The following is a 24,362-nucleotide window of genomic DNA, read 5'->3' as shown; positions in this document are numbered from 1 at the left end:
AAGTTTTGACGAATCAATTCCCCTCTACTTCAAAGTAATATTCCGTACCGTCAGGGAACATCCCCAAGATCACGATCTCCGCTCCGTTGTTGCTTTCGAGGAAATCAATCATATCCTGGGCGCTGTTGATTCGGGTTCTGCCGCTGTCAGAGATGACCGAGGTGATGATGAATCCGTTTCTGGCGCCAGCCTTTCTCCAGTTTTCATTGCTGTTCATTTTGATCACAGCACCACCGGAGATTTTCAGATCATCCTTCACCTGCTCTTTGAGCTCCTCAAACTGGATGCCTTCAAAGGTATAGGTTTTGGGAACCTCCCGCTTGACGATATTGGTGTCTCCGGAGAAATTCTTCAATGTCGCGTTGGCCTTTTTCGTATCTCCATCGCGCATGTATTCAACCTCGATTTTGTCACCAGGTCGTTTTCGTGCCACCAATTCCTGAAGGTTGGCTACGTTGTTGACCCTCTTTCCATCTATAGCGATGATGATGTCGCCTTCTTTCAGACCAGCCTCTTGACCAGCGGAATTTTCATTGACGCCACCGACATAGACACCTTGTTCCACGGGGAAGGTTTTGTCAAGGTAATCCGCCAATTCTGGGCTCAAGCTCTGAATCTGGACTCCTAGAAGACCTCTCTGCACAGCTCCATATTTCATCAGATCGTCCATAACTTTCTTCACCAGCGTGCTCGGCACTGCGAAAGAGTATCCCGAGAATGTACCTGTGCGGGTTGCAATTGCGGTATTGATACCGATCAGCTCACCGGCCAAGTTCACCAATGCACCTCCCGAATTGCCAGGGTTTACCACTGCATCAGTCTGGAGAAAAGATTCGATTTGCAGGTTGTTTTCCACATTTCTAAGAATACCGATATTTCTAGCCTTTGCGGAGATGATCCCTGCAGTGACGGTGGAGTTCAAATCAAATGGATTCCCCACTGCCAGCACCCATTCGCCGATCTTGGTCTCATCCGAGTCGCCAAATCTGACGAAGGGAAGGTTGTTTGCCTCGATCTTCAACAGGGCCAAGTCGGTCGTCGGATCGGTTCCGATTACTGCAGCTTCATAGCGTTTATTGTTTTCAAGCGAAATGTCGATTTTGGTCGCGCCATCCACCACGTGATTGTTGGTGACGATGTAGCCATCGCTGGAGATGATCACCCCTGAGCCGGAGCTTACCGGCATATTGCCGCCTGGGCCACCCTGATCGCCTCTTGGATCCGGGAATCCAAAAAACTCCTGAACGGGATCCCGCTCCGAGCGCGAAGTATAAGCGATTTGGCTTTTGACGTGGACGACCGCTGGGGTGACCACCTGTGCTGAGGCAACGAAATTGATCCCGTCAGGAATCGTAAAATCCTCTCCAGATAGGAGGTTTACAAAACTGGCTTGTTGTTTCTCATCAAAACTTCCGGCGCTTTGTGGTTTGATCAGAAAACCTACACCCGCCAAGGCCACCACTCCACCGATGATAGCGGCGAGTAGCATGCCCAGAAAGAACTGTCTTTTGCTCATAATTTTTTTCTGATTTTCGATTTTGTCAATACAAATTTTCTAAAGTATAGACTCAATTCTATACCCGCGCGATTAATCCAATCCTTCAAATTAACAAGATTTAACCGCTTTTTGGATATTTTCAATGGATATCCTTAAATAAAAAGAAGTGGGCGAACCCACTTCCAATCTATTTCACTTCGATGACAGCTTTGCTGTTCTTTTTCTCCTTTTTCGGGAGAACCAAGGTAAGCAATCCGTCCTGATAGCTGGCTTCTACATGATCTTCCAGCACATCTTCGGGGAGGAAAAAGGAGCGCTTGAACGAACCAAACTGGGTTTCTACGCTATGGAAGTTTTTTCCCTCCTTTTTCTCCTGATGCTTTCGCTCGCCAGAGACGGTGAGCTTGCGATCTACCAGGTCAATCTTGAAATCCGATTTTTTCATCCCCGGCAATGCGAGCTGGATCTCATAGGATTTTTCGTCTTCTGCTATGTCCACGGCGGGGCTGAATTGTCTCAAGGACGAGCCAAGGGATTCATTGAACAGCCTGTCGAGCATAGCGCTGAAAGTGATAGGACTTTCGTTTTCGAGTTGATTGTATCTCACGAGTTTCATTGTTTTTGTGGTTAAATGTTTTCATCCTCCCTAGCTGTAAATTTCGTTCCAAAAGGATTTTTCGGCCGTTTTGTCTCACAAACCACTTCATCTTTACCAAATACGGTCAATTTGTCCTATTCCAGGCTAGCCAAAAAGTAAAACAAGCCTCTCTGCCTTTCTTCTATATTCGATATAATCCCTAATTTTAGTTACCTATCGCAACCCGATGAAAAACTATTTTTCGATCCCGTTCTTCTTTTTCCTTTTGCTTGTCCAGGCAGCTTTTGCGCAAGAAAGTCCGTTGAAAAGCAATGCCGACAGTCTTTTGATGTCTTCCAAGGACAGCCTGATTTTTTTAGACTCCACGCTTATCCAACCTGAGGTCCCGGAATCCCTCAAATCCCCCTCACTCGAAGAATTAATCTACAAAGGAAGAAACTACAGCCTTCAGGCCAATGAGATCATGCTGGAGCTTGAGGAAAAGCTGGATACCTCCAGATTTGCCGAGGAGATTCCCATGATGGAAGGGTACATTGCTTCCATTAGGGAAAGGGCGAAAAACCCCAATTCCAAATTCAACTTCAGATACGTAGCAGCCTTGCTGCGAGTCCTGAAGTCAACAGAAGAAAACAACGCCGAACTGGATAGGATTGTGCAAGTGAGACTGGATCGCTTGCAATACCTTGACAGCCTGTTGGGAGCAATTAAGGCGGACGATTTTTTCACTTACAAAATCAGGGATACACTTTTGCTGCCCACCTATTCTTCAGAAATAGAAAATCTCAAAGCCAACATCCATCAACTGGACAGTACCATCTACCGGCAGGAACTGCAGGCCGCACGATATCAGTCCAAACTCAGCTCCATCACCATAGGCATCATGGAATTGCTGCGCTATGTTGAAATCAACCGGACCATTCTGGAAAAAAACCTACTCAAAAAGGAAATCAATTTTATCTGGGAATCCTATGAAATCGCTTCCCCAAAGAGCATCTTCAACATTACGCTGGACTCCTTAAAAATCAACTACCTCTTTCTCTTAAGACAGTTGCGTTTGGATCTGTTCACCACCGTGTTGGCGGTGTTGATATTGGCAGTCAGCTTTTTGATGATTAAACAAACCCTCAAAAAAATCAAAGAGGACAAGGAATATGGAAAAGTCATCCTCGACCGGATCAAATTCCTATCCGAGAGAACTTTTTCCAGCGTGATGGTGGCTTTGCTCCCGTTGGTACTTTTCATGTTTGACACCGGGTCGGTAGCGCTACTGACCTTTTTCATGTATCTGCTCGTTTTTTTCTCCACGATTTTGATACACAAAGCCTTCCCGACAAATGTCTTCGTCAAGTGGTTGATAGTCGTGGCCGTATTCCTTTTTTTCTCCGTGAGCAATCTATACTGGGAAATCGCGTACCAGGAACGGATCTACTTTCAGATCGGCAATTTGACAGTGCTGATACTTCTCTGGCAGATCCCCAAAAAATTCAAGTCGGAAGATCCCAATGAAGTATTCTTCTTAAAGCGGCTCCGGACCCTGACAATGGTATTCCTTATTTTGGGAATCGTAGCAAACATCTTTGGGCGGTTTAGCCTCGCCAAAATCCTCAGTGTAGCCGGAGTGGTAGGGTTTGTCCATGCGATTACCCTTTACTTTTTCGTCAAGGTGATCATGGAAATCATCTACGCAATAGTGGAAAACAAGCGGGACGCAGACGCATTTACCACCTACATAGACTACAAGGCAATTCAAAGTAGAATCCGTGGCTTTTTCATGTTTTTGGCACTTTTCTTTTGGGTGATCATCTTTCTCCACAACCTGGCTCTGAGCGACTATGTATACGACACAGTTTCCGGCTTTCTTTCCCAAGAGCGAAAACTCGGAGCCACCAGCTTCACCTTTAGCAGCATTTTGCTCTTCGGCTTCTTGATCTACGCCTCCTATATCTTGGCGAACAACATTGCCTACTTTGCCTCACTTAAGGACCAGAAGTATTCCGGAAATCGAACCAAACGCTTGGGGAGCTCCATCCTGCTGATTAGACTGAGCGTATTGATCGTGGGGTTTATCATCGCCGCTACGGCAGCGGAGATCCCCCTGGACAAAGTCACCATCGTGCTGGGTGCCCTCTCGGTGGGCATAGGTTTTGGCCTGCAGACGATCATTAACAATCTTGTATCTGGCGTCATCTTGGCTTTTGAGCGACCCATACAAATCGGAGATGATATTGAAGTGGGGCAAAACAGCGGACAAGTCAAAGAAGTCGGCATCCGTGCAAGCAAAATCCTCTCCTACGACGGTGCTGAGGTGGTCATACCGAATGGCGATCTGCTGTCGCAAAGCCTCATCAACTGGACGCTCTCTGATAAAAGACGTCGTATTGAGCTGATCATCGGTGTGGCCTACGATGCGGACATGACAAAAGTAAAGTCGCTCATCGAGGAAGTATTGAAACGAGACCGAATTCTAAAAACTCCCGTCCCGAGGGTTCTGATGCAAACCTTCAACGAGAGCTCCGTGGATTTTAGGGTTCTCTTCTGGATCGAATCCATGGATCTGATGCTGGAGATGCGCAACGAGGTCATGAATGCGATTTTCGAAGCATTCAAAGAAAACGACATAGAAATCCCATTCCCCAAGCGAGACCTTTACATCAAAAGCCTTCCCGACGACTCAGCCAATCTGGGGGACAAAAAAAATCCCCCGAAAACAGATCCGGGGGATAATGCACACTAAAACATTCTCTTGAATTTCTTAGGCCTTTTTGACGTTGATGGCGTTGGGTCCTTTTTTACCATCTTTGATGTCGTAGGTCACTTTGTCGTTTTGGGCGACTTTGTCAACCAACCCGGTAGCGTGCACGAACACATCTCCCTGAGTTTCGTCATCAACGATAAATCCGAAACCTTTGGCTTCATTGTAAAATTTTACTGTTCCGGTAAACATAATTAATTGTGATAAATTGTATTTGAAAGTGTTTTAAAAGTAAATATTTGATCGAAAAAAACAAAATAATCGTTTTTTTTCCGGCGATATGAAGAAAATAATTTTGGTAAGACACGCAAAATCAGCTTGGGACAACCCGAATTTGAGCGATCATGACCGTCCATTGGCGGAAAGGGGGCTAAATGACGCCCCTAGAATGGCAAAAAGGCTAAAAAATCGCGGAATCCATGCGGACCTACTGCTCAGCTCCTCTGCGCTTCGGGCAAAGGAAACCGCTAAAATCATCGCCAAAGAACTAGGCTACCCAAAAGACAAAATCATCCTTGAACCAAGTTTATTTCATGCCTCTCCGCACGCCATTTTGAAATACCTGCAAAGTCAGGATGACCGCCACCAAACTGTGCTGGTATTTGGCCACAATCCTGGCTTCACTGACTTGATAGTTTATTTGGGAGGTGACATTGACAACCTCCCTACTTCCGGCCAGTTTGGATTTAAGCTAAAATCTGGTTTTTGGAAAGATCTGAAGCCGGAAAACGTAGAACCTTGGTTTGTGGACTACCCAAAAAAGCACCACTAGGGCAATTCGAAGTCTCTCACGTCTTGGACCACGTCAGAAAAACGCTCAGAATGGGAAACTAGATAAAAGACCTTATCTGCAACCATCTCTGGCGGTGAAAGGCTACCCTCCCGTTTGAAATTTTCAAAACGCGCCAAGGCCGGAAAATCCTCGAGCGCGGCTGTCCTGATCTCGGCCTGCATCTCCGTGTCTACGATCCCCGGCGCCAGAGAGAAGACCCGAACTCCATTCTTGGCCAAATCCTCAGCCGCCACTTTGGAAAACATCGCCAGAGCAGCCTTGCTGCTACAATACTCCGCCCAGCCTGGCATAGGCTTGTAAGCGGCACCCGAACTGATATTACAAACCAACTTTTCCGCGCTTAGAGGGAAGTAGGCTTTTGCAAAGGCATCCGTCAGAATCATGGGAGCCAAGAGATTCAGGTTCATCAACTTTGAAATGTGGCCTGGATCGAGCTTTCCAACGGGCTTTATTTCTCCTATCCATCCGGCATTGTTGATCAGGACAAATCTCTCAAAATCGCCAACTGGAAAAATATCGGGAAGTCTAATTCCTAGGCTTTCCAGGTCGGCCAAATCCAACTGAATTTCCCGGAGATTGGCCCGCTTCAAGCCCAGGGCTGTTCGGGAAATGGCAATGACCTCAGTCCCTTCAGCATCGAGGAACCTATCCAAGATCGCCCTTCCAAGTCCTTTGGAATGTCCTGTGAGTATGAGCAGTGTTTTTTTCATAGAAAAAAAGGCACTCGAGGTGCCTTTAGGGTTAAAGAATGTACTGGGACAGATCCCGGTTTTTCACGAGGGAATTGAGTCTGTCAAGCACCATCTCCCGGGTAATCATGATCTTGGAATTTGCCTCGATCACGTCCGGCACCTCAAACAAGAAGTCATTCAGCAAATGGCTCATGACGGTATGCAGCCTTCGGGCACCAATGTTTTCCACCTCCTGATTGATCACAAATGCGATTCTGGCAATCTCTTCTATTGCATCTTCAGAAAATTCCAAAGAGACCTCCTCAGCCGCAAACAAAGCCTGATATTGCTTGGTAAGAGCATTTTTCGGCTCACGAAGGATTCGAGAGAAATCCTCTTGGGTGAGGCTTTGCAGCTCTACGCGAATAGGGAAACGCCCCTGAAGCTCAGGAATCAAATCTGAAGGCTTGCTTACGTGGAATGCGCCGGCAGCGATGAATAGCACGTGGTCTGTATTGACCACGCCATATTTGGTATTGACGGCGGAACCTTCGACGATAGGCAGAAGGTCACGCTGCACGCCTTCACGGCTCACGTCCGGCCCACTACCTCCTTTTCCGGATTTGGAGGCGATCTTGTCAATCTCATCGATGAAAATAATGCCGTTGTTTTCGGCCAGCCGAATCGCTTCTTCTTTGACTTCATCGAAGTCCACCAACTTGGAAACCTCCTCCTCGAGTAAAACCTTGCGGGCCTCGGAGATGCTGAGCTTGCGCTTTTTGGTCTTTTTGGGCATCATCCCAGATATCATGTCCTGAAGACCAGCCATGCTGGCGTCATCTATCATGCCGTTGCCGATCATGCCAATGCCTACCGAGTTGTTGGCCTTGACATTGATTTCGATCTTTCGATCATCCAACTCGCCGTTGCGGAGCTTCTCCCGGAACCGCTCCCGAGTCCGTTCGTTGAGTTCTTCGTCAGAGTTAGGCTCGGCTTCAGGATTAGTGTCCACAGGGATTGCCCGCGTGAAGCCTGCGCTTTTCACCGGAGGAATCAGAATATCCAAGATTACCTCTTCTACCGCTTCTGCAGCTTTTACCTTTACCGCTTCGTTTTTAATCTCTCGGACGAGATGGACAGATTGCTCTACCAGGTCACGTACCATGCTTTCCACATCGCGGCCTACATAGCCTACTTCGGTAAATTTGGAGGCCTCCACTTTAGTAAACGGTGCTTGTGCAATTTTTGCCAGACGGCGGGCAATTTCGGTCTTACCAACCCCCGTGCTTCCGATCAGCAGAATGTTGTTGGGCACAATATCTTTTTGGATTTCCGTTTTCACCATCATGCGACGAATGCGGTTGCGCAAGGCAATCGCCACGTTTCGCTTGGCGTCTTTTTGTCCGATGATGTATTTGTCCAGCTCCGTGACGATCTGCCTTGGAGTCAATGATTCTATTTGGTTCATGGAAATGTTGTGGTCTAGTGAATGTGGTTTAGTTTCAAAAGAGCAGGACAGCTTCAGAAGCATTTCCCAATGATGTCCTTGAATTTATTCCTGTGGTTGTTTCGTCTCCGAGGAGAAGGTGAATTTCAGCGGTTGATCCACCAAGCTTTTAGTAAGGGCAATATCCAGCACTTCTTTTACTCTATCTACAAAATGGAACTCAATGCCCTTGATATACTGTGGATCGATCTCTTCGATATCCCTAAGGTTCTTTTTGCAAAGGATGATCTCCTTGATCCCGGCTCTTTTTGCCGCTAGAATCTTCTCCTTGATCCCTCCCACTGGCATTACTTTCCCGATCAGGCTGATCTCCCCCGTCATGGCTACTTTGGATTTGACCTTTCGCTGGGTATACACTGAAGCCATGGCGGTCAGCATGGTAATGCCAGCCGATGGTCCGTCCTTTGGTACCGCTCCCGCTGGCACATGGATGTGAAGATCGTATTGCTCAAATACCCGGTGGTCAATGCCCAGGGTCTCTGCCTTCGATCTGAGATAAGAAAGTGCGGTTATCGCCGATTCCTTCATCACCTCACCCAGCTGACCTGAGAGTGTGAGCTTACCCCGACCTCTGCTCAGGCTGGACTCGATGAAAAGGATTTCGCCTCCCACGCTCGTCCAGGCTAGGCCGGTCACCAACCCCGCCACGCTGTTGTCCTGATAGATTTCCTTGTCGAAGATCTCCGCACCGAGGATTTTCCGCACAGCCTCCACGCCGATTTTATGATTGTACTCTTCCTCCATGGCGATGGACTTGGCGATGTTTCGTACCACCTTGCCAATCGCGCGTTCCAGACCTCGGACGCCCGATTCGCGGGTGTAGTCTTCGATGATCTTAATTAGAGCAGCTTTTTCAAAAGAGACATCCTTGGCCTTGAGCCCGTGTTCTTTGCGCTGTTTTGGCACCAGATGTCGCTTGGCTATTTCAAGCTTTTCCTCCTGAGTATATCCGGTGACCTCGATGATCTCCATACGGTCGCGCAAGGCTGGCTGTATGGTATCAAGCGAATTGGCCGTGGCGATGAAGAGAACCTTGCTCAGATCGTATTCCACTTCGAGGTAGTTGTCCAAAAAGGTGCTGTTTTGCTCCGGATCGAGCACTTCCAAAAAGGCGGAAGAAGGATCACCCCGGAAATCAGAAGAAAGCTTGTCAATCTCATCCAGTACGTACACCGGATTGGAGATTTTCACCTTCTTCATGTTCTGGATGATCTTGCCTGGCATCGCTCCTACGTAGGTCTTTCGGTGGCCGCGGATCTCTGCTTCATCATGCAGGCCTCCTAGGGACATCCGGACGTATTTTCTGCCCAAAGCTGCGGCGATGGATTTGCCTAGAGAAGTCTTCCCAACTCCCGGAGGACCGTAGAGGCAGAGGATGGGCCCTTTCAGGTCGTTTTTGAGTTTTAACACCGCTAGGTATTCGATGATACGCTCCTTGACTTTGTCCAAGCCAAAATGGTCGTCATCGAGAATCGCACGGGCATGTTTCAGATCAAAATTGTCTTGGGTAAACTCATTCCAAGGCAGCTCGACCAGCGTTTCGGCATAGTTCAGCGCAATAGGGTACTCAGCGGCAGACGGATTGATGCGAAGAATCTTGTCTAGCTCCTTCTCGAAGTGTTTCTTCACCTCGATAGGCCAAAGCTTCAATTCTCCCCTCTCCCGCAAGTCTTCTACCTCTTTTTCTGGGCCTTCCTCGCCGAGTTCGGTTTGGAGCACCTTCATCTGCTGTCTCAGAAAGTAGTCGCGCTGCTGCTGGTCTATGTCGGTGTGGACTTTCTTGTGGATTTCCGACTTCAACTCCAGCATCTGTATGTCTTTCATCATGTACTCCAGCAGAAGGGTCGCACGCTCGACACCGTCGTTGATCTCCAACAGGCGCTGCTTGGACTCTACTGGCGCATTGATATTGGACGAAAGAAAGTGCGTCAGAAAAGTGGTATTGTCAATATTGTCCAAGGCCACCTGTGCTTCGCGGGGAATCTCTGGATTCAAGTGAAGGATCTTGGTTGCCGCCTCCTTGAGCGATTCCTCCAGAGCCTTTATCTTTTTGGAACTCTTCGGAAAGTTTTCGTCCAAGTAATCCACCTTTGCCATAAAATAGGGATCGTCGGTGACCTGCTCGCGGATTTTGAAGCGCTTTTTACCCTGGATAATAATCGTCGTATTTCCATCCGGCAGCACAATCATCTTAATGATCTTGGCCAGCGTGCCGACGGAATAGATGTCGTCCCAGGTAGGGTCGTCATTGTTGGGGTTGATCTGTGCACAGACACCAATCAGCTTATCCCCTTTGTGGGCTTTCTTCACGAGTCGGATGGACCGCTGCCTTCCCACGGTGATCGGGATGACCACTCCGGGAAATAGGACGGTATTGCGAACGGAAAGAATGGGAATCTCCTCTCCAAAGGACTCTTTGCCCTGGTCTTCCTCTTCCTCATCTGTAATCAACTGGATCAAGTCTCCTTCTCCGGAATAGTCGCCGGTCATGAGGTGTTGGAATAGGGAATTTTCGAATTGGTTCATATGGGACAGAATGACAGCCGGACTGTCAGGAAATAGCCAAAATAAAAGAAGAACCTTCAATTTAAGAAGGTTCTTCCTATTGTTTCAAGACAGGTGCCAAAAAGGAATGGGGTCAGAATGGCAGGTCAAGTAGGCCCTAGCCTACTCCCTCCTGCTAAGGACGAAGTATGAGGGGTCGATTTGGTAGAGGTAGAAGTGGTCCGCATTCGACTTAAACTGATAAAAATACGATCCTATTTGGGCGCCCTCTCTTGGCCTTGTGCCAAAAAAGAAGTTGTCTATAAATCTGGCCTCCCAAGTCTTGGAGTCCAAAACGAAGGAATTTGCATTCGCGGGAAAATAAACCAGGTCTCCTATCACATACACTTCGTTGGTCCATACCTCTATGTAATCACTTGAAAGCACCTTTACCAAATCCCAGTTTTTGGTTGCCGGATTGAAACGTACAATCTCCGAACTATTGCCACTTTGCTCGGTCACGATCCTGTAAGAGTACAATACTCCGTTTACCCGGAAGGGCTTGTTGGAGATATAGTATCGATCCCGGCTTTCGGCTTCGAGCTCTTCCCAAACGTTCAAAGCCAGGTTCATCCTAAACCGTCTTTTACAGGTAGGAGTAAAACCCCAACCACTTAAATTCCCATATTCTACGTAGAGATATCCCCCTTCCACGAAAAAGCCGAGGTTTTCTGCCGCGATGTTTGGCAGATCGGGATGTAGTCGGACTTGCCTGCTGGCCAAATCAAAGCTAAACAGCACTTCTCCATCCGAGACAAACAAGCTTCCTTCCCCGCCCGTGGCGAAGGCCAGTCTGGAAAAGCTGAAATACGGCACCTGTATCTGGCCATGGATCTTTTTTGGAAAGAAATCGGAAGCGGAATATTCGTAAATACCCTCTCCAGCTATCAAGTAGCCCTTTCCCTGGTAGCTCACCCCCAGCGCGTGGCTCAAGCCAAAAAGACCGTATGGCAACTCCTCCACCGGCAATTCGGGAGTAGTCACTTTCAGAAGGTAACCGTGTTCGCTTTTCCCCGGCCCCATCTCTGAACGAATCGAAATCTGCCTGGAGTAGACTCCCGCGCCGGGAGTCAGGGTCACCCGCAGTTTGGTGGATGTCGCTTCGGTAATTTCGGTATAGTGGGACACCACTCCCTCTAGAACTAGCCTGTTGAAGTCCGGACTGATCGGATTGAAATTTTCCCCATGGATTTCCAGGTATCGGTACCATCCGTCATATTCCTCTCCCTGACCTGCGGTGATCGTCGTTGGCTTCAACGAAAACACATTGGCCAGCTCATACGCGATGCCTCTGATTGATACCGTCAGCTTGGGTTTTCCTTCGGTAAACAGGGCATTTAGGCTCACTTCGATCAATTCATCGGTAGAGCTCGCCAAGTCCAGCTTGGTCTTTTTGCCGGTATTGTCCGTGTAGCTGACTGCCACACCAGCATCCTGAAGATCCCTCCCCCTGATCTGGATGAGCTCGTCGTATGCGATTTCGGGAGCGCTGGAAACCTGAAATGTAGGTTTGCGGAAATTGAGTACTTTCTCCACCTCAAGCGTCTTTGCCCCGACTAGGATGGTGATCAGAAACCGACCCTCCACGGCCCGCTCTGGATCAAACACAAACATCTGGGGGATCTCAGCCTTGAACTGGCCTCCCTCTACCTGGGTGACTTTCATCTCGACCCCTTCAAACTTTCCACGGATCGATGCTGGATTTCTTGGCAAATTTTCCCCTTGGAAAATGAGCTCATCACCAAAAAAAACCTCGGACGGCGCAATAATCTGGCTGAGAATAAATCCAATGGAACCATCGGCAACAAACTGCCGGCTCTCCGAATAGACTACACCTGACTCGGTCTTGAGAAATGCCGCGACCTGATAGCTCTTGCCCTTGGCGAGTCCATGTATTGCCCGCAGCTTAAATTCCATTGGCGGATTACCTTTTGCGGAAATGATCTCCGAGTTGATATTTCCCAGCTGCGCGACATCGCCGTACACAAATCCATATTCTAGGATTTCCTCCGAACCATAGTCGTAGATATTTGCCGAAAATTCCGCTCCCGTCTGATCCACACCCTGTATCAAAGCCACACTAAACCTCGGATTGGTCCTCGGGACTACCTCATCTTCGGCACATGAAATCAGCAACCACGCCGAAAAGACCGCTACTATTATTCTTCTGATCATCACTTTAGAATTCTAGGCCCATCTGAAATGAAATGCTCGACCTCGAATATTCCGATTCGTTGGAGAAAAGGCTGAACTGATAGTATTCCTTTTGCCGCTTCGCCTCCAATTCCATGAGCAGACGAAGTTTGGTATTGAGACTGAAATTGTACCCCAGCTTGACACCGGGGAGAAAATTGGAATCGAACACTTCGGCTATTTCGGTTTCTTGGATAAGCGTTTCCCCTGACCCCAAAAATCGCTGGTCAATCATTCCCTCGGAAAAAGTCACTTGCTTGATCCATACCCCAGCACTGATGCCTAGATAGATCTCTGATCGTTGGTTTTTAAGGAGGCTATAGTTAAGGCTTGCCGGTAGGTAAATCGCCATTTCTTCGAGTTTCTCAGAGGCAGTCCGCAGGAATTGCGCCCCCTCATAGCTGGAAAGTAAGGTGGTGCTAAACATCGAGTAGCCAAACCTGAAGTCCGCACTCAGTCTCGGGAGATTTCTGAAATCATGCAGCCTTAGGCCAATGAAGCCCTGATACGCTACATTGTTGAGCAGCTGATCATTCCTCCCCTCGGTTTTTTGGATGGACTGGATGGAAAAGTAAGACAATCCCAACCCAGCTGTAGGAGATAATTTCAAAAAGGGCACCTTCTCCACGTGCACTAGATAATCGACCCCTTGGCATTTGTAATAGCTCTCCAAAAGATCGATAAAAGCCTCTTCATGATCCGGGAGACGGTCTATTTTCGAATAAAGTGCAACCCCACATTCTCCCTTCATGGCCGACTTGAACACAAAAATATATGGCTTGACAAATTTATTCCGAGGACGGCCGTCCACCTTCACATCCGCATAGTAGGCATTCAGTTGGCGGTACGACGTCCCGTCGTCGAGGAAGTGCTTGCCTTTATAGCCGCTCAATTCTATAGGTCCGGACACAAGGATCTGGATAAACACCGGCTCGATGGAGTCTGGCAAGGGCCTAGAAAAGAATAGCTGTCCATTGTCCAGCCCAAAACCCTTCAAATCTCCAGGAACGTACGCACTTCGAGTCCCACCCGTCTCCATCACGATCTTTTCATAGAAAGCCTGGTTGTATTTTCTCACGATCTTTCCGAAGACCTTTTCCCCCGACACCAAAATTACAAAGTCGGATTCTTGCCCAGAGGATGGATCTACATTGGTCCAGTCAAACTCGGACAGCCTGTCAGTCTGAGAAAAAACCGGAAGCGAGCCAAAGAAAAGCCAGCCAAAAATGGCAAGGCGGAAGATACTTTTAAACATAAAACTAGAATTGCAATTCGAGTTAATGCTTAAACTGTTAATTTGCTACACAGAAAGGACCGCGGTTCATAAGCTAATGGTTATCAATACATTTATTTTTGACGATTTGGATTTTTTGATTTCAAACAAAAAAACCGGGCTAAAGAACCCGGTTTCAAAACTTTGGAAAGAAAGAATCAATCTCAGTTGAAAAGCTTCAGTATATCATTCCCAATTGCAAACACCATCAGCGCGAGCAAGATGACCATCCCGACCTTCTGGGCATTTTCCAGGAATTTGTCCGAAGGAGCACGGCCAGAAATCATCTCATACAATAGGAACATCACATGACCTCCGTCCAAAGCGGGAATCGGAAGCAAGTTCATAAATGCCAAAATCATTGAAATCAAACCGGTGATACTAAGAAACTTCGTCCAGCTCCACTCGGCTCCGTAAATCTTGGCCATGCCGATTGGTCCGCTCACGTTTTTGGCGGAGACCTCCCCGGTAAACATCTTGCCCATGGCCTTGGCATTGACGATCACCACGGTGAAAGCTCGTGTTGTGCCCTTTTTAAACGCCTCAACCAATCCGTACTCTCTCCTCACTGGTTCTATGAGTGGATTCACGGTAATTCCAATCCGCGCATCGTCCGTCACTGGAATACTCAAGGTATCGACTTTTGCCCCCTGTTGCCTGACAACTTGTGCCGATCCATTGACCAAGTCCTTCAGGGAAGTCTGCATCTGGTCAAAATACTGGATCTCTTGCCCATTGATCGAAAGAATCTTGTCCCCTACCGCGATACCGGCTTTCTCCGCACTGCTGCCCGGGTCGACTTCCCCTACTTCAAAGGGAAACCGAAGTCCGACAAACTTGGTAAACGCGTCTTCCGAATTGAAGGTATTGATGAAGCCCCTCGGAATTTCAACCTTCAGTGTTTCCCCGTTTCTTTCTACGGTATAATAGCCATTTTCGCTCAACAAAGCCGACCCACTGGTAAGGTCCGTGATACTCTGGTACGGCTCGCCGTTGATGTCTAGAATCTTGTCGCCGGTCTTCAAACCGATTTCTTCTCCATATTCGTAGGCTACAATCCCGTTTTCTACGACTTGATCCCTGGAATAGTAGGTTTCACCATTGTGGTACACCAAGGCAAAGAAGATCAGAATCCCAGTGATCACATTGACGATGATCCCGCCCAGCATCACGATCAGACGCTGCCAAGCAGGCTTGGAACGAAACTCCCAAGGCTGCGGTTCGCCGGCCATTTGTTCGGTGTCCACCGATTCGTCTATCATTCCGGAGATCTTCACGAAGCCACCCAGAGGGATTGCGCCTATGGAATATTCTGTTTCTCCCCACTGGAATCCGGCGATTTTCGGAGGAAATCCGATGGAGAATTTTTCCACTCTCATGCCAAACATCTTGGCGGTAAGCAAGTGGCCCAACTCATGTAGCCCGACCAGGATAGACAATCCCAGGAGCAATTGGCCCACCATAATCAATGTTTCCATTATACTTTCGACTTAATTAATTTTTCGGTTATGATTCTAGTTTCCCTGTCTGACTCGACATAGTCTTCCAGGGATGGATTTGCAACAAAAGCCACGGTGCCCATCGTCGTTTCAATCAAATCAGACATTTCAAGAAATCCAATCTCATTTTTCAAGAATGCAGCCACGGTAATTTCGTTGGCGGCATTCAGGATACATGGAGCGTTTCCTCCCTGAGCAAGCGCGTCATAGGCAAGCTGCAGGTTACGGAAAGTCTTCAAATCGGGCTGCTCAAAGGTCAACTGAGGATATTTCGTGAAGTCAAATCGTTCAAAATCGCTCTTGAACCGATGGGGATAGCTCAGCGCAAACTGAATGGGGATACGCATGTCGGGCAGCCCGAGTTGTGCTTTGATCGATCCATCCTCAAACTGCACCAAGGAATGGATGATGCTTTGTGGGTGGACCACCACTTCAATCTGTTCTTTTTTTAGTCCAAAAAGCCACTTGGCCTCTATGACCTCGAGTCCTTTGTTCATCAGGGAGGCAGAGTCGATGGTGATCTTTGCCCCCATATCCCAATTGGGATGCCGTAGCGCCTGCTCCCGGCTGACCGTTTCGAGAAAAGTCCGGTCCTTGCCTCGGAAAGGCCCCCCAGATGCGGTGAGGATGATTTTCTCAATCGGATTGTGAAACTCGCCGACGAGGCACTGAAAAATCGCGGAATGCTCCGAATCGACTGGGTAAATATTTACTCCATTTTCACGGGCCAAGGCTGTGATGAGCTCTCCAGCCACCACGAGGGTTTCCTTGTTTGCCAGAGCGATCTGCTTACCTGACTTGATGGCGTTGACAGTTGGGATCAGGCCAGAATAGCCGACCAATGCGGTCAATACCACGTCGATGGTTTCCATCTCGACCACTTGGGTGATTGCCTTTTGGCCAGCATAGACTTTGATGTCATGTGAAATGAGCGCGTCTTTTACCAGCTGATAACTGGCCTCGTTGCCGATCACGACGGCGTTGGGCTGAAATTCAATCGCCTGGGCAACTAGCAAATCGCAGTTGTTCTGTGCGGTAAGCACCTCCACAGTAAACTTGTCTGGGTGCTGTCGGATTACCTCCAATGTCTGTGTGCCAATGCTTCCGGTGCTACCGAGGATGGCTACACGTTTTGATTCTGTCATTCAATGGGATTAGCGCCCAAAAAAAACACCTTTTCAAAAGGTAGATTTCAGGCTTAGGCTGACAAAATTACCAATTGGAAAGACTTTTCCTTGTACAATCCGTCAGATTTTGGGATTTGGAAAAATTATTGCCGTTTCCATGGAGGAAATCGGGCATGTCGAAGGCTATACACACTAGGACCGCTATCAAGAAGACGGGGTTCTAGGCGGTCTTTGAAAAAAATAAATGCATCAAATACTTCTTAAAATTTGTAAAGCATAGCCAAGGTAAACAACTTGTATAAAGCACATTCGATAAACACTCCTATGAAAACTCTGATCAAATCAATAGCAATTCCATTCGCTGCGGGACTGGGAGGAGCGGCACTTTGGACCAACATAGATTCGGAAAGCATTCCCTTGGAGAACTCTATCCGAGATGGATTTTCAGCACTCCCAACCCAACTCGCCTCGGACAACTCCCCACTTCCCTTGAGGACTGATCCACCGCTTTCCTTTGTAGAAGCATCACAAAACAGCACCGAATCCGTGGTTTTCATCAAAAATTTCAGCGGAACAGACCCGAGCCGATACAGCATGTTTGACTTCTTTTTTGGTACAGGGCCTACCCAGCAGGTGAGTACTGGATCAGGAGTCATCCTCTCCAAAGACGGCTACATCGTCACCAATAACCACGTGATCGAGCGTGCCGAAACCATCGAGGTGGTCCACCAAAAGCGAACCTATCCGGCCAAGCTCGTGGGGACCGATAAAAACACCGATATCGCGGTACTGAAAATTGAAGCCAGCAATCTCCCGGAGATCAAGAGGGGAAGCAGCAGAGCTTTAAAAATCGGCGAATGGGTACTGGCCGTAGGCAACCCATTTAACCTTACCTCTACGGTCACTGCCGGAATCGTCTCCGCCAAGGAAAGACAAATCAATATCCTGGGCGGAGAATTCCCACTGGAAAGCTTCATCCAGACCGACGCGCCCATCAACCCGGGCAATTCCGGAGGTGCGCTGGTAAACGTCAATGGCGAACTGGTAGGCATCAACACCGCCATCCTTTCCCGTACAGGAACCTATACTGGCTATGGCTTTGCGGTACCGGTAGACATCGCCGTAAAAGTCGCAAACGACCTCATCAAATATGGAGAGGTACAAAAAGCCATCCCAGGTATGGACGTGGTCGAGCTGACGCCAGAACTTGCCGAGGAGATGAAAATAAAAAGTTTGGATGGTGTAATCGTCACCCATGTCCTGGGTGAGGGAGCCGCCGCGGAAGCCGGGCTTCTCAAAAACGACGTGATCACCCGGGTAGCAGATTGGAAAATCACAGGAAAGGGAAGTTTCGAAGAAGCGATCTCCTATTATTATCCGGGAGACAAGGTGAATGTGGAGTTCATGCGGGGCGGAAGCCTTCAAAGTGCGGAACTGACCCTACAAAACCTTGAGGGAGGAACCGGCGTCATCAAGCGGGAATTCTACAGCTCTGGTCTGCTTGGGGCCAGATTAGAGGCTGTCAACACGATTGAAAGAGACCGGCTGAAGATCCCCTATGGAGTGAAGATCACTTCGCTGACTCGTGGATATCTGAGAGACCTGGGATTCAGGGACGGCTACGTGATCACCCATATCAACCAAATGCCTGCAAAAGATCCAGATGAAGTTGGAAAGTACTTGGAAAAATATAGCGGCCGTCTCAGACTCGAAGGAGTGGGTCCCAATGGTCAGCCATTTTTGCAGAGCTTTAATGTGAGGTAATAGGCTTATTTACCGCCTTTAAAACAGGAGGAATGTTGGTTTTGAGAAACAAAATTTAACCGGAAAGAGCGCGAAGGAATGGAAGGAGTAAACTCTGGGCCAATTGATCCTTTGACCACTTGACTTTTGGGGGCCTTTTTCAAGAACACGAAGAAAAAGCGAAGCTTTTTTCCTTTGCGTCCTCAAAAAGGCTGGCGATAGTTCTCGGATTGAGATTCTTGGCAGCCTCTGGGCATTAATCCCTTAAACCTTTGTGCCCTTGGCGGCAAAAATTAACCGCAAAAAACGCGAAGAAATGGACGGAGTGAGGTTTGGTGCCGACTTTTTCCAGGACTAGCCACATACACAAAAAAAAGTCCCGGGAGCACTCCCGGGACTTTTAAAAGTTTTATCAATAAGCTTTTGCTTATTTCACATCCCACCAGAGTTTGGTATCCAGGCCATCTTCACCCTGACGGGATACAGCCTCCAGATAGTTGTCTGTATTGATATCACGCTCAGTGGTAGGATAAGCCTGTCTTACAGGAATTTCCTTGCTTGAGTTAAGCGCAGCCGTGGCCGGAGCCAAGGCCGGATAGTCCAGTCTTCTCCATTCTGCCCAAGCTTCAAACCCCTGAAGAAACAGCGCTACCCACTTCTGATAGCCGATCTTTTCGATTCCTGCTGCGTCAGACCAAGCCACGTCCGGCTGAGCTACAAAAGCATCAAAACCAGCTTGGGTGTAAACACCGTATTGTCTGAACGAAGACTCGATTGCCTTGAGGTAATGGTCTTCTGCACTTTCGCTGATCCAACCCTTGAGAGCTGCTTCAGCCAAGCTGAATTCCAGCTGCGCAGTAGTAAGGATAGGCAGCTCGGCACCTTGCTCGCGCATAGCCATTCCCAAATAGGAAACATCCGCATTGGTGATTGATCCGGCTTCAGCGTTGGAAATTCCATAAGGCATCGGAACTATCCCTTTTCCGCTTGCAGTAGTATCAGCGTAAACCTCCAGACGGGGATCATTCAGAGGCTTCATATAGTCATGCATCGTGTCGCTGATCGCGTAATCCACCCGTGTCAGGTATCTGCCATACCAAGGGTTTTGGTTGTTGGCCTCACCCAGATATGGATACATAAAATCAGTCAGGAGAATTCCTCCGGAATAGGCTTCGGTGAAGTTTGTCTGGGCCGCCTGAGGTGATACATCGCTGATTCTCAGCGCAAGGATCATTCTCAGGGAGTTGGCAAATCTTCTCCAACTTTCCATGTTGCCGTCGAAAAGCAAGTCACCTTCCACAGCTGCCGTACCAGGGTCGATCTGAGCGGCGGCTTCTTTCAGCTCCTTCAACAGGTCTGTGTAGATAAACTCCTGGGAATCGTAAGCCGGAGAGAAATCGAGCTCGCCCTTGAGCGCCTCGGTGTAAGGAAGCTCTCCCCATCTGTCAGTCAGCGTGGCAAAAAAATAAGCCTTCAGGATTCGGGCAACGGCAATCTGGTTTTCATTGCTTCCTGAGCTCAGTACGTCACCTTTGGTCTCTTCGTTGGTATTCAACTCAATGATTCTTTGCAGGTTCATCAGTGGACCTGAGTAGAAATCGTTGAAGTTAAAATAAATCGTCTGGTAGCGTGAGGCCTCCGTATATTGCTTTTCTGAAAGCTGCTGCGCGTACAGTACGCTGGTGGCATCACCGACAACGCTGCTGACAGATCTCTGGGCTCCGGTCAAAAGGCCGGACGTCAACGGATTCGAAGGTCTGTTGGGATCCGTGTTCAGATCACCAAAATCATTACAGGAGGTTAGCAGTATAGATCCTGCCAACAAACCCATTACTAGTTTATTTATTTTTTTCATGATTAGTTTCAATTAGAGGCCAAGCTTGATGTTAAAACCAAAAGATCTCACGCCTGGCAGCTGACCAGACTCGAAGTAAGCATAGCCATTTGCTCCGACGCCAAATTCAGATGGATCAAGCCCTTCTACGTTGGAGTGGATCAACCAAAGATTTTTTGCGATCAATGCAATGTTTGCGGTGTGGAAAGGAGTCTTGGTCAAGAGGCTCGCAGGCAGGCTGTAACCCAATCTCAATTCTCTGAACTTCACATAGGATGCATCATAGATCCAGCGCTCGTGCATACCAAACAACGAAGAGTAGTAATCATAGGCGTCCACATAGATTGTCGCATCTGTACCGTCTTCCAATACACCGTCAACACGAACCCCACCACCGTCAGCTACTGCATCACGGACAGGATTTCCTTTGTCGTTCAGACCGGCAGTTTCCTCGCCCAGACCAGAGTAGTTGTTAAACATCTTGGTCACGGAGTAGAACTGACCTCCACCCTGGAACTCGATGAATGCGGTCAAATCCCAGTTTTTGTAACGGAAGGTATTGTTGAAACCTCCGGTAAACTTAGGAAGAGTCGTTCCGAGCTCTTTGTTCGTCTGCTGAACATAGAATCCGTCCTCGTCTATCACTGGCTTGCCGTTTTCAGCATACTGGAAACCAGTACCGATCAGGGTACCCCATGGCTGGCCTACTTTCGCGTTTAGGGTCATTCCCCAGTAGGCAGACTGGAGCTGTCTGTTGTCGATACCTGCTGCCAGTTCCACTACTTCAGAAGTATTTCTGGCAGCGTTGAGCGCCATATCCCAAGAGAAATTGCCTTTCTCAAGTACAGTACCATTGAGGGAAACTTCGAAACCTTCACTTCGGATGTTACCCGCGTTGACGATGGCACCGGTCACTCCGCTGGATCCCGGTACAGTCAGGGTCATGATCTGATCCTTGTTGTTGTTTCTGTAATAAGTCATGTCCAAGTTGAGCTTGCCATTCCAGAATCTCAGATCCAGACCTGCTTCGTAACTGGAGGAAAGTGCCGGCTTCAAGTTTGGATTAGGTGAAGTGTTGGGTACTCCCAAATTTGGGAATGAACCATACGGCGTGCCTACCTCATACACTTGGGCAATCTCATAAGGATCGATATCAGACCCAACCTGCGCGTAGCTCAGTCTCAACTTACCGAAGCTCAGGAAGTCGCTGGATCCCATCAATTCGGTAAACACGAAAGAAGTCGCGATGGAAGGGTACAGGTAGCTGTTGTTTGCCACTGGAAGTGAAGAAGACCAGTCATTTCTCAGGGTTGCGTCCAAGAAGATGGTGTTTTGATAACCTAGGGAAGCACTACCATAGACAGAGCGTACGGTTTTGTTTTGCTTATAGGAGTCGGTGGTAGGTCTATCCACCGATGCGTCGATGTTATAGAAGTTTGGTACGGAAAGTCCACCAACAGTACCTTCATACAGGTAGGAGTAGATATTCTTTCGAATGTTTCCGCCAGCGGTTGCACTTAGAGAGAGGTTACCGAAGGTTTTGTCGTATTGAAGCAAGATTTCATAGTTGTCTTCCTTGCCGAATCGCTGGCTTACTCCATAGAAGTCCAAGTCCAACCCGCCCGAAGCTATCCGGTCTTCGATTTTCTGATTGTAGAAGTCGGAGCGGACGAATCCAGTCACTTTGAATTCTGGCGTAAATTGGTAGCCTACGCTTATGTTTCCATAAACACGGTCTCTGCGGTCCTCTGGAGCATTTTCCAACGCCTCGTAGAATGGGTTATCCCAGTACAGCGGACGGGCATCCAATGGACTTCTGATGTTCCAAGAACGGTAAGTTCCATCAGGGTTTTTGTACTGGCGCAGACGATCCATGTCGATCTGACGCTGAAACCACTGGTTGAAGGAGTTGGTAGGGTTACGTCCAGTGTATCCAGAGGCAGGTCGGCCCAAACCTTCGGTTCCTGTGTAGTTGAAGTTGATACCTACATTCAGCTTGTCTGTAAATTTCTGGGAACCGTTAAAGCTCAGGTTATTCTTAGTCAGCTCACTACCCGGCATCACACCTTTCTGGGAGATGTTGTTTGCAGAAATTCTGAAATTCCCCTCGTCGTTTCCTCCTGAGAAAGAAACACCGGTGTTCACAGTAATTCCAGTATCAAAGAAGTCACGGACGTTGTCCGGCTGGGCAACCAGTGGTCTTAGCTCTCCGAATTGTTCGCCTGGCAACCATGAATCCCAATGTCTAACAGGAGTACCGTCCATTCTTGGGCCCCAGGATTCGTCAGCTGCATAGTTCAGCATCTTTTGGCCGTCAAAGCTCGACCATGACTCTGGATGGATGGCCGGATCATAGTTAAATGTCAGGAAATCCTGCGTGTAACCACCTGCATATTCATTCTGGTAGTTGGGCAGAATGTACACATTCTCAAAGGAAGTACTCTGGTTAATGTCTACTCCCAGACCTTTCTTCTTATTTCCTTTCTTGGTGGTGATCAGGATCACACCGTTGGCTGCACGGTTACCATAGAGCGCCGCAGCAGTTGGGCCTTTTAAAACCGAGACACTCTCGATGTCATCCGGATTGATGTCAGACGCCAAGTTCCCGTAATCCCGGCCGGCTCCGTCATTGTCCGGGGAGAATGAATTGTTGGCAATCGGGGTACCGTCTACCACAAACAGCGGCGAACCACCACCCAGAGAGTTGATCCCTCTAAGACGGATGTTTTGGGTACCTCCCAGAGCGGCGCCGGAGCTACCGATTACCTGTACACCGGCCACTTTACCAGCAAGCGAACCTACCAAGTTTGGCTCACGAACCGCTGATAGTTTGTCTCCGTCCACAGACTGGATGGATGAACCTACCGAGCGCTCGTCACGCGACACACCAAGGGCGGTGACGATTACCTCATTCAGTGCCTTCACATCCGGATCCAGCGTCACGTCGATGACATTGGACTCGGCTACCACCACTTCTTGGCTTACCATACCCACAAAGGAGAACTGGATGATGTTCTTTCCTTCAGGAAGTGAAATAGAATACTCACCGTCAATCCCGGTGATCGTGCCAAGGGTTGTACCCTTGACCAAAACGCTAACGCCCGGTAAGGGCCCTCCGTCTTCTGACGAAGAAACGGTGCCACTGATAGTTCTGTCTTGTGCAAAAGTAAATTGCACAAAACAGCCTAACAGTAAGGCAGCTAGTAATACTTTCTTCATAAGTGAAAATTTGGTTAGATATAGCCTTAAATATGACTTTTCATTTGGCTACCTTCCTAAAAATCATACATCCAAGCCTCAAACAGTGTTACTGGTGGGCCATTTAAGTGATGAACGGTTAATGATTTTTTAACATTTTTTAAACATTTGATAAATATCAAAGCAAAAAGCCCTACCGGAATAGGAAACAATTTGTATTAAATAGTAACTTACGTTATGTATATATCGATAAAAACAAAAAGTACACTAACTATAAAAAAACAGAATATAACATATACTAAATCTGTAATTTCAAAACAAAAATGAGAACAATCCCCCAATCATGCGAACAATTTCTGTCCGACTTTGCCATCGCACTGGACGACCTGAATGCCTTCGCCAACCGCAGCCCAAATAACAGCATAAGCGAACCACAGGGCCGGGAGCTGATTGCAAGTTTCGAAACGACACACGAGCTTGCGCTCAACGTGATTTCGGCCTATTTGGCTACGATGGGCAAGGGGCCCTTCTCGGGATCCAGAGATACGACCGTGGAAGCCTTCCATGCCGAGTTGATCGACGATGGCAAAACTTGGCTGGACATGATCATCGACCGAATCCAATATAACCCCATCTATACCATGGATACGCAGCAAAAATTCCTGGATAACATCAAGCATCGCTATCTGCCGCTTTTTGTAAAATTCGAAAATAACATGAACAAACGCCTCGAAGAGTGATTCCATGTTATTGATCACTCAACTCATCTACATCAAAGCGGGTCAAGAAGAGGTCTTTCATCAGTTTGAGGACGTTGCCATCCCCACAATTTCAAGATACAATGGCAAACTTCTCCTCAGGATCAGGCCGGAGGAACGCGCTTTCATCGAATCCTCCATCGAAAAACCCTACGAGATCCATCTGGTCGAGTTCGACTCGGAGGGGGATTTCGAAAACTTCATGAAGGACGACGAAAGAAAGCGCTTTCTACACCTAAAAGAACAATCCATCCAGGCGGCAATACTCATCAAGGGCCACAAGCTCTGATTTCATTTTCCCCCCAAAAACAAAAAATGCCGCGGGAATCCCCCACGGCACCTTTATTATATAGTAAATCCAGTTTCTTCGAAAT

17 protein-coding genes are annotated in these 24,362 nt (G+C 48.1%); 5 read left to right on the top strand and 12 right to left on the bottom strand.

From position 1 onward, the window contains the following. Positions 1-13 precede the first annotated feature (13 nt). Positions 14-1,516 (bottom strand): S1C family serine protease, encoded by a 1,503-nt coding sequence (locus J0A67_RS01590; RefSeq protein ID WP_206567520.1) that lies wholly within the window; start codon positions 1,514-1,516, stop codon positions 14-16. Positions 1,517-1,685: 169 nt separating this feature from the next. Continuing rightward, complete coding sequence (locus J0A67_RS01585; RefSeq protein ID WP_206567519.1) at positions 1,686-2,114, bottom strand: Hsp20/alpha crystallin family protein; 429 nt, start codon at positions 2,112-2,114, stop codon at positions 1,686-1,688. 208 nt (positions 2,115-2,322) lie between these two features. Here J0A67_RS01585 and J0A67_RS01580 point away from each other — a divergent pair, with 208 nt between their 5' ends. Beyond that, positions 2,323-4,830: a mechanosensitive ion channel family protein gene (locus J0A67_RS01580; RefSeq protein ID WP_206567518.1), complete on the top strand. Its 2,508-nt coding sequence runs from the start codon at positions 2,323-2,325 to the stop codon at positions 4,828-4,830. An 18-nt stretch (positions 4,831-4,848) separates the two neighbouring features. On the opposite strand, the gene J0A67_RS01575 is transcribed toward J0A67_RS01580, so the two are convergent. After that, the gene (locus tag J0A67_RS01575; RefSeq protein WP_067545283.1) at positions 4,849-5,040 is read right to left on the bottom strand and encodes a cold-shock protein; all 192 of its coding nucleotides are present in this window, start codon (positions 5,038-5,040) and stop codon (positions 4,849-4,851) included. Between the two features lie 88 nt (positions 5,041-5,128). Between J0A67_RS01575 and J0A67_RS01570 the strand changes: the two genes are divergently transcribed. Next, positions 5,129-5,620: a SixA phosphatase family protein gene (locus tag J0A67_RS01570; protein WP_206567517.1), complete on the top strand. Its 492-nt coding sequence runs from the start codon at positions 5,129-5,131 to the stop codon at positions 5,618-5,620. Here the strand turns inward: J0A67_RS01570 and J0A67_RS01565 are convergent. The 7 genes from J0A67_RS01565 to J0A67_RS01535 all read right to left on the bottom strand — a co-directional run bounded on the left by J0A67_RS01565 (position 5,617) and on the right by J0A67_RS01535 (position 16,473). Beyond that, positions 5,617-6,351, bottom strand: coding sequence for an SDR family NAD(P)-dependent oxidoreductase (locus J0A67_RS01565; protein ID WP_206567516.1), 735 nt, complete (start codon positions 6,349-6,351; stop codon positions 5,617-5,619). The genes J0A67_RS01570 and J0A67_RS01565 overlap by 4 nt on opposite strands. A 31-nt stretch (positions 6,352-6,382) precedes the next feature. Further along, complete coding sequence (gene hslU, locus J0A67_RS01560; protein WP_206567515.1) at positions 6,383-7,780, bottom strand: ATP-dependent protease ATPase subunit HslU; 1,398 nt, start codon at positions 7,778-7,780, stop codon at positions 6,383-6,385. 84 nt (positions 7,781-7,864) lie between these two features. Further along, positions 7,865-10,345: an endopeptidase La gene (lon, locus tag J0A67_RS01555; protein ID WP_206567514.1), complete on the bottom strand. Its 2,481-nt coding sequence runs from the start codon at positions 10,343-10,345 to the stop codon at positions 7,865-7,867. 141 nt (positions 10,346-10,486) lie between these two features. Beyond that, positions 10,487-12,538 carry a Kelch repeat-containing protein gene (locus J0A67_RS01550; protein ID WP_206567513.1) on the bottom strand — a complete coding sequence of 684 codons (2,052 nt, stop codon included), beginning with the start codon at positions 12,536-12,538 and terminating at the stop codon, positions 10,487-10,489. Positions 12,539-12,542: 4 nt separating this feature from the next. Then, positions 12,543-13,811: a hypothetical protein gene (locus J0A67_RS01545; protein ID WP_206567512.1), complete on the bottom strand. Its 1,269-nt coding sequence runs from the start codon at positions 13,809-13,811 to the stop codon at positions 12,543-12,545. Between the two features lie 182 nt (positions 13,812-13,993). Beyond that, positions 13,994-15,307, bottom strand: coding sequence for an RIP metalloprotease RseP (gene rseP / locus J0A67_RS01540; RefSeq protein ID WP_206567511.1), 1,314 nt, complete (start codon positions 15,305-15,307; stop codon positions 13,994-13,996). Beyond that, positions 15,307-16,473 (bottom strand): 1-deoxy-D-xylulose-5-phosphate reductoisomerase, encoded by a 1,167-nt coding sequence (locus J0A67_RS01535; protein ID WP_206567510.1) that lies wholly within the window; start codon positions 16,471-16,473, stop codon positions 15,307-15,309. The genes rseP and J0A67_RS01535 overlap by 1 nt, the downstream gene beginning before the upstream one ends. 306 nt (positions 16,474-16,779) lie before the next feature. Here J0A67_RS01535 and J0A67_RS01530 point away from each other — a divergent pair, with 306 nt between their 5' ends. Continuing rightward, positions 16,780-18,219, top strand: coding sequence for a S1C family serine protease (locus tag J0A67_RS01530; protein ID WP_206567509.1), 1,440 nt, complete (start codon positions 16,780-16,782; stop codon positions 18,217-18,219). Between the two features lie 406 nt (positions 18,220-18,625). Here J0A67_RS01530 and J0A67_RS01525 read toward each other — a convergent pair whose 3' ends face one another. Then, positions 18,626-20,053, bottom strand: a complete 1,428-nt coding sequence (locus J0A67_RS01525; protein ID WP_206567508.1) for a SusD/RagB family nutrient-binding outer membrane lipoprotein — start codon at positions 20,051-20,053, stop codon at positions 18,626-18,628. Positions 20,054-20,065: 12 nt separating this feature from the next. Then, positions 20,066-23,251, bottom strand: a complete 3,186-nt coding sequence (locus J0A67_RS01520) for a SusC/RagA family TonB-linked outer membrane protein (protein WP_206567507.1) — start codon at positions 23,249-23,251, stop codon at positions 20,066-20,068. Positions 23,252-23,553: 302 nt separating this feature from the next. On the opposite strand from J0A67_RS01520, the gene J0A67_RS01515 reads away from it, so the two are divergent. Together J0A67_RS01515 and J0A67_RS01510 are read left to right on the top strand one after the other, a co-directional pair. Then, positions 23,554-23,970 (top strand): nucleotidyltransferase substrate binding protein, encoded by a 417-nt coding sequence (locus tag J0A67_RS01515; RefSeq protein ID WP_206567506.1) that lies wholly within the window; start codon positions 23,554-23,556, stop codon positions 23,968-23,970. Positions 23,971-23,974: 4 nt separating this feature from the next. Then, positions 23,975-24,277 carry a DUF1330 domain-containing protein gene (locus J0A67_RS01510; RefSeq protein WP_206567505.1) on the top strand — a complete coding sequence of 101 codons (303 nt, stop codon included), beginning with the start codon at positions 23,975-23,977 and terminating at the stop codon, positions 24,275-24,277. Positions 24,278-24,362: the final 85 nt, after the last annotated feature.

The organism is Algoriphagus aestuariicola (assembly GCF_017254835.1).
In the GTDB taxonomy this organism is placed as follows: domain Bacteria; phylum Bacteroidota; class Bacteroidia; order Cytophagales; family Cyclobacteriaceae; genus Algoriphagus; species Algoriphagus aestuariicola.
Note: the sequence above shows the minus strand (reverse complement) of the source record. Positions and strands in the feature narration are given on the sequence as shown.

What these genes read in the sequence shown, in the direction of transcription:
- J0A67_RS01590 (WP_206567520.1), bottom strand. Translation starts at nt 1,516, where the DNA reads ATGAGCAAAAGACAGTTCTTTCTGGGCATGCTACTCGCCGCTATCATC.
- J0A67_RS01585 (WP_206567519.1), bottom strand. Translation starts at nt 2,114, where the DNA reads ATGAAACTCGTGAGATACAATCAACTCGAAAACGAAAGTCCTATCACT.
- J0A67_RS01580 (WP_206567518.1), top strand. Translation starts at nt 2,323, where the DNA reads ATGAAAAACTATTTTTCGATCCCGTTCTTCTTTTTCCTTTTGCTTGTC.
- J0A67_RS01575 (WP_067545283.1), bottom strand. Translation starts at nt 5,040, where the DNA reads ATGTTTACCGGAACAGTAAAATTTTACAATGAAGCCAAAGGTTTCGGA.
- J0A67_RS01570 (WP_206567517.1), top strand. Translation starts at nt 5,129, where the DNA reads ATGAAGAAAATAATTTTGGTAAGACACGCAAAATCAGCTTGGGACAAC.
- J0A67_RS01565 (WP_206567516.1), bottom strand. Translation starts at nt 6,351, where the DNA reads ATGAAAAAAACACTGCTCATACTCACAGGACATTCCAAAGGACTTGGA.
- hslU (WP_206567515.1), bottom strand. Translation starts at nt 7,780, where the DNA reads ATGAACCAAATAGAATCATTGACTCCAAGGCAGATCGTCACGGAGCTG.
- lon (WP_206567514.1), bottom strand. Translation starts at nt 10,345, where the DNA reads ATGAACCAATTCGAAAATTCCCTATTCCAACACCTCATGACCGGCGAC.
- J0A67_RS01550 (WP_206567513.1), bottom strand. Translation starts at nt 12,538, where the DNA reads ATGATCAGAAGAATAATAGTAGCGGTCTTTTCGGCGTGGTTGCTGATT.
- J0A67_RS01545 (WP_206567512.1), bottom strand. Translation starts at nt 13,811, where the DNA reads ATGTTTAAAAGTATCTTCCGCCTTGCCATTTTTGGCTGGCTTTTCTTT.
- rseP (WP_206567511.1), bottom strand. Translation starts at nt 15,307, where the DNA reads ATGGAAACATTGATTATGGTGGGCCAATTGCTCCTGGGATTGTCTATC.
- J0A67_RS01535 (WP_206567510.1), bottom strand. Translation starts at nt 16,473, where the DNA reads ATGACAGAATCAAAACGTGTAGCCATCCTCGGTAGCACCGGAAGCATT.
- J0A67_RS01530 (WP_206567509.1), top strand. Translation starts at nt 16,780, where the DNA reads ATGAAAACTCTGATCAAATCAATAGCAATTCCATTCGCTGCGGGACTG.
- J0A67_RS01525 (WP_206567508.1), bottom strand. Translation starts at nt 20,053, where the DNA reads ATGAAAAAAATAAATAAACTAGTAATGGGTTTGTTGGCAGGATCTATA.
- J0A67_RS01520 (WP_206567507.1), bottom strand. Translation starts at nt 23,251, where the DNA reads ATGAAGAAAGTATTACTAGCTGCCTTACTGTTAGGCTGTTTTGTGCAA.
- J0A67_RS01515 (WP_206567506.1), top strand. Translation starts at nt 23,554, where the DNA reads ATGAGAACAATCCCCCAATCATGCGAACAATTTCTGTCCGACTTTGCC.
- J0A67_RS01510 (WP_206567505.1), top strand. Translation starts at nt 23,975, where the DNA reads ATGTTATTGATCACTCAACTCATCTACATCAAAGCGGGTCAAGAAGAG.